8 protein-coding genes are annotated in these 9,725 nt (G+C 62.3%); 6 read left to right on the top strand and 2 right to left on the bottom strand.

What is annotated here, in order from left to right:
* Positions 1 to 304 precede the first annotated feature (304 nt).
* The 4 genes from AB7S84_RS14340 (at position 305) to AB7S84_RS14325 (ending at position 2,682) form a co-directional block, all read left to right on the top strand.
* Positions 305 to 640 carry a hypothetical protein gene (locus tag AB7S84_RS14340; protein ID WP_428155256.1) on the top strand — a complete coding sequence of 112 codons (336 nt, stop codon included), beginning with the start codon at positions 305 to 307 and terminating at the stop codon, positions 638 to 640.
* 10 nt (positions 641 to 650) lie between these two features.
* Positions 651 to 1,640, top strand: coding sequence for a tRNA dihydrouridine synthase DusB (gene dusB, locus AB7S84_RS14335; protein WP_428155254.1), 990 nt, complete (start codon positions 651 to 653; stop codon positions 1,638 to 1,640).
* 117 nt (positions 1,641 to 1,757) lie between these two features.
* Positions 1,758 to 2,333 carry a DJ-1 family glyoxalase III gene (locus tag AB7S84_RS14330; protein WP_020878112.1) on the top strand — a complete coding sequence of 192 codons (576 nt, stop codon included), beginning with the start codon at positions 1,758 to 1,760 and terminating at the stop codon, positions 2,331 to 2,333.
* Positions 2,334 to 2,337: 4 nt separating this feature from the next.
* Complete coding sequence (locus AB7S84_RS14325; protein ID WP_020878111.1) at positions 2,338 to 2,682, top strand: hypothetical protein; 345 nt, start codon at positions 2,338 to 2,340, stop codon at positions 2,680 to 2,682.
* Between the two features lie 111 nt (positions 2,683 to 2,793).
* On the opposite strand, the gene fdhF is transcribed toward AB7S84_RS14325, so the two are convergent.
* On the bottom strand, positions 2,794 to 5,565 hold the full coding sequence (fdhF, locus tag AB7S84_RS14320) for a formate dehydrogenase subunit alpha (protein WP_428155250.1): 2,772 nt from the start codon (positions 5,563 to 5,565) through the stop codon (positions 2,794 to 2,796).
* Positions 5,566 to 5,667: 102 nt separating this feature from the next.
* On the bottom strand, positions 5,668 to 7,584 hold the full coding sequence (thrS, locus tag AB7S84_RS14315; protein WP_020878108.1) for a threonine--tRNA ligase: 1,917 nt from the start codon (positions 7,582 to 7,584) through the stop codon (positions 5,668 to 5,670).
* A 437-nt stretch (positions 7,585 to 8,021) separates the two neighbouring features.
* On the opposite strand from thrS, the gene AB7S84_RS14310 reads away from it, so the two are divergent.
* Complete coding sequence (locus tag AB7S84_RS14310) at positions 8,022 to 8,918, top strand: hypothetical protein (protein ID WP_428155248.1); 897 nt, start codon at positions 8,022 to 8,024, stop codon at positions 8,916 to 8,918.
* 416 nt (positions 8,919 to 9,334) lie between these two features.
* Positions 9,335 to 9,725, top strand: a 391-nt coding sequence (locus AB7S84_RS14305) for a ribonuclease D (protein WP_428155246.1), incomplete at its 3' end; no start/stop codon positions are given.

The following is a 9,725-nucleotide window of genomic DNA, read 5'->3' as shown; positions in this document are numbered from 1 at the left end:
TGCCGGGAGGATGCGGCCCGCGCCCCTTGAGCGGTGATTTTTAGTGCCGCTTAAGCGCAGCGGCGGATCAGCGGCCCGGACTGTTTGCGCGCCGGCGAGTTTCCGGCCCGCCCGGAGCAAGCTTCAGCGGCACTTGAATGAAACCGCGTGGGGCGCGGGCCGCATCCTCCCGGCACCGGCCTATGAAATCGGCACCGACCTGTGAAAGTCGAAAATTGCGTTATGGATTCAACCTCCGGATTTGAAATCCCCAATCCCGCGGTCCCAGGCGGCCGCGTGTTATAGAATAGAATGGATGGAGACCATGGCCCAGGAAAACGATGTCGTATTGATCTATTTCGAAGACCAGCCCATGACATTCGCCCGGATCGAAAGCATTCAGGCGGACCACAAACCGGACTGGTATCACGTCAAGCTGCTGCTGCTCCAGGTCCCGCTTCAGCCGGTGACCTGGATTCTCCGGACGGCATACATCGACGGCGCGGAGTTCACCATGAACGGCAACCGGATGCGAATGGCGCCGGTGGTGTGTCCCGACGACGCCCTGCCGGAGATCCCGGAGCCGGAAGAGGATGCGCCGCCCGATCCCGGCGGCAAGGACAGCCGGGTGATCTCCTTTCCCGGTCTCAAGAAGCCATGACGGGTCGTCCATGAAGATCGGTCGTGTTTCACTGGAGAACGGTCTGGTCATGGCGCCCCTGGCGGGCATCACGAACCTGCCCTTCCGCCTTTTGGCCAAAGCGGCCGGTTGCGGCCTGGTCGTCTCCGAGATGATCAGCGCCAACGGGCTGGTCCACGGCTCCCGCAAGACGGTTCAGATGCTGGCCGGCGATCCCGGGGAGAAGCCCCTGGCCGTTCAGATCTTCGGCGCGGACCCCGGGATGATGGCCGAGGCTGCCGGGATTGCGGAGGCGGCGGGGGCGGACATCCTCGACATCAATTTCGGGTGCGCCGTGAAAAAGATCCTGAAATCGGGCTCCGGCGCCGCGCTCATGCGCACGCCTGGAACGGCGCGCGCGGTGCTGACGGCGGTGCGGCGGCGGATCCGGATTCCCCTTACCATCAAGATCCGGAGCGGTTGGGATCCGTCGGGAGAACAGGCCGTGGCCGTGGCCAGGCTTGCCGAGGAGTGCGGCGTCGACGCCGTCGCCGTCCATCCCCGGACCGCGGTGCAGGGTTTCCGCGGCCGGTCGGACTGGTCCGTGATTGCGGCGGTCAAGGCGGCGGTGACGATTCCGGTCATCGGCAACGGCGACATCGTCGTTCCGGAGGACGCTCTCAGGATGCGCCGGGAGACCGGTTGCGAGGGGATTATGGTCGGCCGGGCGGCCATCGGGGCCCCCTGGCTGTTTTCCCGGATTGCGGCCCTGGAGCGGGGGGAATCCCTTCCTCCCGAAACCCTCGAGCTGCGGATATCGACCATGATGCGTTATCTGGACGCCTCGGTGGCTTATCTCGGCGAGGCGGTCGCCTGCCGCATGATGCGCAGCCGGCTGGGGTGGTTCGTCAGAGGCCTGCCCCACGGCAGCCGCTTCAGGGCCGCGCTGACGCGGATCGAAACGCGGTCCGAGGCCCTGTCCCTCATCGAGGCGCTTCGGCAGGCGTCGGACGAAGACGTATCCGCGTCAGCCTGGGTCTGAGGTTTTCACCGGGGGGATTCCCCGGGATTGGGTAACGGAAACCGCATTGACAACGTCGAACACCGGACGGCATCCGTCCTTGGGGCGGCCTCCGGCGGTTCGTGAAAGGAGATTCAAATGGCAAAGACCGCACTGGTGCCCGTGGCCGACGGGACCGAAGAGATCGAAGCCGTTGTGATCATAGACGTGCTGCGTCGCGCGGGGGTTGCCGTCACCGTGGCCTCGGTCATGGACCGGCTGCAGGTGACCGCCTCCCGCGGGGTGATGCTGACGGCCGAGAAGGATATATCGGGGTGTGTCGAAGAGGCCTACGACCTGGTGGCGCTGCCGGGAGGCATACCCGGAGCGCGGCATCTGGCGGCATCGGCGGCCCTCGGGAAGATTCTCGACCGGCAGCGCGGCTCCGGGAGGCTATACGGCGCCATATGCGCCGCCCCGGCCGTGGTGCTCAGGCCCCTGGGCCTCCTCGAGGGCCTTCGAGCCACCTGCCACCCTGCCTTCCGGGATGAACTCCCCGGGTGGGAGGATCGGCGCGTGGTCGTCGACGGGACCTGCGTGACGAGCCAGGGCCCCGGCACCGCCATTGAATTCGCGCTTTCCCTGGTGGCCCTGCTCCTGGGGGAGGCCGAAGCTGAAGCGGTCGCCGGCCCCATGATTCCGGGTCCGTGCGTGATGACAGAGACAAGGAGGTAGCGGCATGACCATGACGACCTTTCTGCAGGAAGCCAAACGGCTGGAGATTCAGCCGTATAAAAAGAAGAGCAACGTGGCGGAGCTGAAGCGGAACAGCATTCCGTTCATCGGCTCACCCTTCAAGCATCCCGTGGACAAAGACAAGATCCTCCTTATCGTGGATCCCTACAACCAGACGACGTTTTACTACGAGTTCAAGACGGAGGACATCGCCTTTGTGGAGGACGTTCCCACCATCGTCAACATCGACGGCGAGAACGTCACCATGGCCAGGATCTGGATTCGCAAGGGGGGTATGGGCGTTCGATGCGCGCCCTTCATCGTGGCGGAGTTGTCATCGCCTTTTTGAGAAGAATAGGGTTGCCGGCGTGCCCGAACGATGGGCATCGGTGACGGAAGACCTGAAAAAAGCGGCGCCTTGAGAAGGCGCCGCTTTGTCGTGGTCAGGCAGGTTTGAACCCTATTGGGCGGCCGCCGAAAGCTTCACGGCGCACACCTTGTATTCCGGAATGCCGGAAACCGGATCCAGGGCTGCGTTGGTCAGCTGGTTGGCTGCGGATTCGGCGAAATGGAACGGAATGAAAACGGTTCCCGAGACCGCGGTGGTGGAGACCTTGGCCGTCGCCGTGATCCTGCCCCGCCGGGAGCTGATCTCGATGGCGCCGCCGTCGGTGATGCCGAGGTCCCTGGCGTCCTTGGCGGAGATCTCCACGAAGTTTTCCGGAACCCGCTCGTTCAGTCCTTCGGACTTCCGGGTCATGGTGCCGGTGTGGTAGTGGTAGAGCACGCGCCCGGTGGTCAGGTAGAGGGGATACTCGTCGTCCGTCGCTTCGGCCGGCGGGATGAAGTCGATGGCATGGAATTTTCCCCTGCCGATGGGGAACTGCTCCTTGTGCAGGATCGGCGTCCCGGGATGGTCCGTTGTCGGGCAGGGCCAGTGGAGCCCTTCGTAGTCGATCCGGTCGTAGGTGATGCCGCCGTAGGAGGGGGTCACCCGGGCGATCTCCGCCATGATCTCCTCGGCGCTTTCGCAGGCCATGTCGTAGCCCATGCGCCTGGCGATCTGGGCCGTGATCCACCAGTCGTCCCTGGCCTCTCCGGGCGGCTCGACAGCCTTGCGGACGCGCTGAACCCGGCGCTCCGTGTTGGAGAAGGTTCCTTCCTTTTCGGCGAAACAGGCGGAGGGGAGCACCACGTCGGCAAGGGCCGCGGTTTCGGTCATGAAGATGTCCTGGACCACCAGAAAGTCGAGGTTTCCGACGCTTTTGGCCACATGGTCGAGGTCCGCGTCGGAGACCAGGGGATTCTCGCCGATGATATAGAGAGCCTTGAGCTCGCCCGAATGGGCCTTGGGGATCATCTCGGTGACCTTGAGGCCCACCTTTCTGGATAGCCCGGTCACGCCCCAGGCCTGCTCCATCTTCTGGGCGATCTCATCGCTGGTGACCGGCTGGTACCCGGAAAAGACGTTGGGCAGGCCGCCCATGTCGCAGGCCCCCTGGACATTGTTCTGCCCCCTGAGGGGGTTGACACCGCCGCCCCTGTTGCCCAGGTTGCCGGTGAGCATGGCCAGGTTGGCCAGGGACTTGACGTTGTCCGTCCCCGAGACGTGCTGGGTGATGCCCATACAGTAGACGATGGCGGCGTTTCCGGCCCCGGCATACAGGCGTGCCGCATCGATGAGGCTTGCGGCCGGAATGCCGGTGATGCTTTCCACGTACTCGGGGGTGAACTTTTCCACCATGGCCTTGAGGTCTTCGAACCCCTGGGTCCGGTTTTCGACGAAGGCCTTGTCGTGGAGGTTCTCCTTGATGATGATGTGCATCATGCCGTTGATCCAGGCCACGTCCGTGCCCAGGTTCTGGCGGAGCCAGTGTTGGGCGAAGGTGGCGATCTTGACCCGCCTGGGGTCCACCACGATGAGCCTGGCGCCCTTGAATTTCACGGCGCGCTTGATATAGGTTGAAATGACCGGGTGGTTCTCCGTGGTGTTGGATCCGGTCACCAGGATGACATCGGCCTCTTCCAGGTCGCCGATGGTGTTCGTCATTGCGCCACTTCCGAATGCTGCGGCCAGACCGGCCACGGTGGAGCTGTGTCAGAGACGGGCGCAGTGGTCGATGTTGTTGGTCTTCAGCACCGCCCGGGTGAATTTGTTGGCCACGTAATTGTCTTCGTTGGTGACGCGGGCCGAGGTGAGCACGCCGATGGCATCAGGTCCGTGCTGGCGTTTGACGGCGCCGAGCTTTTCCGCAACGAGACCGAGGGCCTCGTCCCAGGAGGCCTTCCGGAACTTGCCGTCTTCCTTGATGAGGGGCGTGGTGAGGCGCTCCCCGGATCCGATGAAATCGAAACCGAACCGGCCCTTGACGCAGAGGCTGCCGTAGTTGGGGGCGACGTCCTCGACGCCGGTGACCTTGACCACCTTGCCCGCCTTGACGTGGAGGTTCAACTGGCAGCCGACGCCGCAGTAGCTGCAGGTGGTGCGGACCTTTTGGGTCTCCCACGGACGCACCCTGTACCGGGCGTTCTTCTCCACCAGGGCGCCCACCGGACAGGCCTGGAGGCACTCCCCGCAGAAGACGCACTCCGAATCCTTGAGGGTCTTGTCTTCGCCGGCGATAATCTTGGTGTCCGTGCCCCGGTATCCGAAGTTGATGGCGTTGTTGACCTGAACGTCGTTACAGGCCTGGACGCACCGGCCGCACTTGATGCACCGGGAGAAATCCCGAACGATGAAGGGGTTGACGTCCTCCATGGGGTAGGGCACCTCCGAACGGGGGAACCGCTCGGCGGAAACCTGGTACTGGTAGGCGAGGTGCTGAAGCTCGCAGTCGCCCCAGACCGGGCAGAGCTGTCCGGTCTGGTCGTACCGGTTGACGTCGAGCTGGAATCCGCTCCAGTCGCGATCGTCCGACACCCGGGCCGCACAGTTGTGGTTCCCGGATGAAAGCATCAGCTGAAGCACGAGGCGCCGGGCCTCGATGACCTTGGGGGATTCGGTCAGAACCACCATGCCTTTGCCCGCCGGGGCGGCACAGGAAGCCACCAGGCTGCGGGCGCCCTTGACTTCGACGACGCAGATCCGGCATTGGCCGGTGGGCGTCGCGTTTTTCAGGTGACAGAGGGTGGGAATGGGAATACTGTTCCGCCGCGCCACCTGAAGGATGGTCTCTCCGGGAGTGAATGCGAACTCATTCCCGTTGATGACGATGGTGTTTTGTGCGTCCATGCGATGTTGTCTCCTTCAGACGTTGGATGGTTTTTTCGCCATCGGATTAAATGTCAAGTTGTTTATTTATAGCAACTTCGGAGATTTGTCAATCCGTATGCGTCAGTCCGTGAAGATGCCCGGATCCGGACTCCTGCGGCGGATGTGATCCGAAACCCGCGTGAGGAACGCCTCCCGGGAAACACCGTAGGTGACCGAGCCGTCCAGTGTCCTGACGGAAAGGGTTCCGGCCGTCTTCTCTTTGGCGCCGATGGTCAGGATCAGGGGAATGTATTCCAGCTGGGCCTCCCGGATTTTCCGGTTCAGGCTTTCGGTGCGTTCGTCGACCTCGACGCGGAGGCCCCCCGCCGCCAGGAAGTCTTTCACCTCCAACGCGTATGGAGCCAGCTCGTCGTTGATGGGCAGGACCCTGACCTGGACCGGCGAGAGCCATAGGGGAAACTTGCCGGCGTAATGCTCGATCAGAATGCCGAAAAACCGTTCGATGGAGCCGTAGATCACCCGATGGATCATGATGGGGCGGTGCTTCTCGTTGTCCTGGCCCACATAGGTCAGGTCGAAACGTTCGGGGAGGGACATGTCCAGCTGGACCGTGCCGCACTGCCAGGTCCGCCCGAGGGCATCCTTGATGTGGACGTCGATCTTCGGCCCGTAGAAAGCCCCGTCCCCCGCGTTGATCTTGTATGGCTGTCCGTAGGTGTCCAGGGCTTTTTTCAGGCCGTCCGTCGCCTGGGCCCACTGTTCATCGCTGCCGATGGATTTCCCGGGCCGGGTGGAAAGCTCCAGATGAAACCCGAGGCCGAAGGTGCCGTAGATCCGCTCCACCAGGCGGAGCACCCCCAGGATCTCCCCTTCGATCTGATCGGGGGTCATGAAGATGTGAGCGTCGTCCTGGTGAAAGGCCCGGACCCGGAAAAGCCCCGAGAGCACCCCGCTCATCTCGTGGCGATGGACCAGCCCGATCTCGGCCTGCCGGAGGGGCAGCTCCTTGTAGGAGTGGGGCCGGTTGGCGTAGAGGAGCATCCCCCCGGGACAGTTCATGGGTTTGATGGCGTAATCCATGTCGTCGATGGTGGAGGTGTACATGTTCTCGCGGTAGTTTTCCCAGTGACCGCTCCGTTCCCAGAGGGAGCGGTTGAGCATGATGGGGGTCTTGGTCTCCACGTAGCCCGCCTCGAGGTGGGCCTCCCGCCAGTATGCCAGAAGGGTGTTCCAGACGGTCATGCCCCGGGCGTGGAAAAAGGGCATTCCCGGCGCTTCGTCGTGAAAGCTGAAGAGGTCCAGTCGCTCCCCGAGCTTGCGGTGGTTCCGTTTCCGGGCCTCCTCGAGGAAGTCGAGGTATCGCTTCAGGTCTTTCTTGTCGAAAAAAGCGGTCCCGTAGATTCGCTGGAGTTGGGCGTTGGTCTGGTCGGCCCGCCAGTAGGCCCCGGAGGTCTTCATCAGCTTGAAGGCCCGGATGAACCCGGTGTGGGGCAGGTGGGGGCCCCGGCAGAGGTCCGTAAACTCCCCCTGCTCGTAAAAGGAGATGGTGCCGTCCGGCAGGTCCTGGATCATCTCCAGCTTGTAGGGTTCGTTCCGGTAAAAGGCGAGGGCGTCGGCCTTGGATACGGTTTTTCGCCGGATGGGCAGCTTCTCGTTCACGATCTTCCGCATTTCGGCTTCGATTCTGGGGAAGTCGTCCGCGGATACGGGCCCCATGTCGATGTCGTAGTAGAAGCCGTCCTCCACCACCGGTCCGATGGTCAGATGGGCGTCGGGGTAGACCCTCAGGATGGCCTGGGCCATGACGTGGGCCGCGGTGTGCCGGAGAATCTCGAGGGCCTCGGGGTCCTTGGGGGTGATGAGGCGGACGGCGGCGTCTTCGGGGATCTCCCGGTAAAGGTCGATCAGCCGGCCGTCCACCTCGGCGGCCACGCAGTTTCGCGCAAGCCCTTCCGAAATGCTTACGGCCACGTCATAGGCCGTGGGGGTGTTTTCAAAGGTTTTGATACTTCCGTCGGGAAGTGTGATACGGATCATATGCCTTCACCTGGAAAACCGTCGTATTATGGGTTTTCGATCGTTATGGGTTATCTGACGAAACGAGGATCGGTATCGGCCGGAAACCTGTAAAATCAAAAAATTAAAGGAAAAGGCATGTCGGGTCAAGGAAAAAGTTGTGTGCCGGGATGATTGGAAAACCCCTTGACATTAACGGGGGGCGAGACTATACACAAAATACATATTCAATATGTAATATTTCGACTGTCGACTGTCATAGGCCGGTGCCGGGAGGATACGGCACGCGCCCCGCTTTCCCGTCACCATCATGAACGTCGGCAGTTGAGTAATAAGCTGCCCACCGGTGTCGATGTACGCCGCTCCGGATCCGAAACCGTCCGTCGCCCCTGCCGTGCGGGGGAACCGGTGGTCGAGACAACCATCCATTACCATGAAGCGAAAAAAAGGAGAACGGAATGAAGCCAAAAATGATAGCCGCTCTGTTGGGATGCATCCTGCTGCTCTCGGGGAACATGGCCGCTGCGGGCGTGCCAGGTTCGCCGCAAATCGACACGGGTCTGCGGATTGTCGAAAAGGCCCGTCAAAACGACTGGCGCGGGGCCGAGGCCGGTGTGGTGATCGGCATCCGGGGCAGCGTCGAGCGCGTTTCGATCGACGGCAAGGCCCGGGACATCGTTCTGGGAAGCGGCATTCAGCCCGGTGACACCATCACGACGGGGAGCGACGGACACGTCCAGTGGATGACGCCCGACAGGGCGGCCTTTACGCTCCTTCCGGATGCCGTCGGAATCATCCGGGCCTATGCCTATGACGAAGCCGACAAGGGCGGCGACACCTGCGTCATCGACGTTCACAAAGGCGGGTTCCAGTACGTCACGGGGAGGATGAACGAGCGGAGCCCGGGGAAGACCGTGTTCCGTACCCAGGGAACCGAAAAGGTGATCCCCGTGGGATCCGCGGGTTACATCAAGATCGAGCAGAACGGCAGGATCGCCTATTTCGTGACCGAGGGCAGCCTCAACGTGGGAGGACAACGCTATCCCCAGGGCAGCGTCGTGGTGATGGATGTTGCGACAGGCCAGGCTCAGGTGTTTTCCAGTGCCGTCGATGCCAACGGAACGGTGACCGATGACGCGGCAAAAGCGGCTCTGGCCGACATGGGGATCGGCGAAAACGCCCTTGCAGTCCTTCAAACGGCCTATGCCGCCGCCGCGGCAAGCGGCCAGGCGGTTTCCGAGCAGGTGGGGCTGACACCCGATCCGGAGCAGAGCCCGCCGGCACCCATTGCCGAGGTCAACTACAGCCCTGTCGACGATGAGATCGGCGACACCCAGCCCGCTTCGGTGCGATAGGGAGGCTGAAGGCTGAAGACTGAAGACTGAAGGGGTGCGGGTGTGACGGATGGGGGCTTTTGCCCCCTTCTGTTTTGGGGCGCTGTCGGGTGACCATCAAGATGAGGCTGAAGGCTGAAGGCTGAAGACTGAAGACTGAAGACTGAAGGCTGAAGGGGTGCGGGCGTGACGGATGGGGGCTTGTGTCCCTTCAGCCTCACCGCCGTTCCCCCAATCCCCCAATCCCCCAATCACATAACCCCATAACCACCTAATCACCTAAAACCCTAACCACCAACCCTCCCCTTACCCCGTTTTTCCTTCAGCCTTCAGTCTTCAGCCTTCAGCCTTGAGTTTTTCGCCATTTCCATGATATCCTGAGATATCGAAAATTGACGGACAACCAACAATTCCTCATAACCCTAGACAGAGAGCCAATGGAGATCCAGAACCCATTCAATACGCCTTCGGGGGCCGAAGTCGATGCATCGGGCCGCCCCGCCCACCGGAAACCGCGCTACCGTTTGATCGAAGACGCGGCGTCCCTGGCCGATCTGATCGACGCCCTTGACGGTGAGGCGACCGTCGGCGTCGATCTCGAGGCCGATTCCATGTACCATTTCCGGGAAAAGGTCTGCCTGATTCAGATCAGCACGGAACGCCTCTCCGCCGTTATCGATCCCCTGGCGGTGACCGACCTTTCGGGCCTCCGGCCCATTTTCGCGGATCCCGGCGTCCGCAAGATTTTTCACGGGGCGGACTACGACGTCCGATCCCTTCACCGGGACTTCGGCATCGAGATCGAAAACCTCTTCGACACCCAGATCG

The sequence above is a fragment of the Desulfococcus sp. genome (genome assembly GCF_050178255.1).
In the GTDB taxonomy this organism is placed as follows: domain Bacteria; phylum Desulfobacterota; class Desulfobacteria; order Desulfobacterales; family Desulfococcaceae; genus Desulfococcus; species Desulfococcus multivorans.
Note: the sequence above shows the minus strand (reverse complement) of the source record. Positions and strands in the feature narration are given on the sequence as shown.

Bases quoted from the DNA above. Each gene is read 5' to 3' on its own strand.
- AB7S84_RS14340 (WP_428155256.1), top strand. From the start codon at position 305: ATGGCCCAGGAAAACGATGTCGTATTGATCTATTTCGAAGACCAGCCC.
- dusB (WP_428155254.1), top strand. From the start codon at position 651: ATGAAGATCGGTCGTGTTTCACTGGAGAACGGTCTGGTCATGGCGCCC.
- AB7S84_RS14330 (WP_020878112.1), top strand. From the start codon at position 1,758: ATGGCAAAGACCGCACTGGTGCCCGTGGCCGACGGGACCGAAGAGATC.
- AB7S84_RS14325 (WP_020878111.1), top strand. From the start codon at position 2,338: ATGACCATGACGACCTTTCTGCAGGAAGCCAAACGGCTGGAGATTCAG.
- thrS (WP_020878108.1), bottom strand. From the start codon at position 7,584: ATGATCCGTATCACACTTCCCGACGGAAGTATCAAAACCTTTGAAAAC.
- AB7S84_RS14310 (WP_428155248.1), top strand. From the start codon at position 8,022: ATGAAGCCAAAAATGATAGCCGCTCTGTTGGGATGCATCCTGCTGCTC.